Origin of the sequence: Citrobacter sp. MGH 55 (assembly GCF_016906145.1) — a bacterium.
Taxonomy (GTDB): Bacteria; Pseudomonadota; Gammaproteobacteria; order Enterobacterales; family Enterobacteriaceae; genus Citrobacter_A; species Citrobacter_A amalonaticus.
In genome coordinates, this window is the sequence record NZ_CP070239.1 from 2,752,286 (window position 1) to 2,752,638 (window position 353).

At 60.6% G+C, this 353-nt stretch carries 1 protein-coding gene; it reads right to left on the reverse strand.

Annotation, left to right across the window (positions count from 1 at the left end):
- On the reverse strand, positions 1-353 hold a 353-nt coding region (locus JTI98_RS21195; protein ID WP_252869580.1), incomplete at both ends, for an RHS domain-containing protein.

Here is a 353-nt window from a genome sequence, read left to right on the forward strand (position 1 = left end):
GAGCTGTTCCAGGTTATGCGGATTATCTTCCCGCAGCATATTCCCCCATTCATCAMWYTCTGCGCGCCACGCAATGGCCCCGTTAAYGTCAATCAGCGCCAGCGGCAGKCCCCGKKGGTCGCAGTGRTACAGGTRRATTTTGCGYTCCGGCGTGTATTCCGGCTCCAGCTGATTTTTCATCTGYTCCGGCGTCAGGCCGCACTGTGCCAGCCACGTCCGGCTGGCTTCGCTGAGTTCCCCGCGCCGTAGTTCCGCWTCCAGATTATCCACCATCGCCACCAGTTCCGGCGGGAAGGTCACGTTTGCTTCCTGCTGAAATTTCTCGGCCAGCGTGCGGCGGGTGGCTCTGGTCA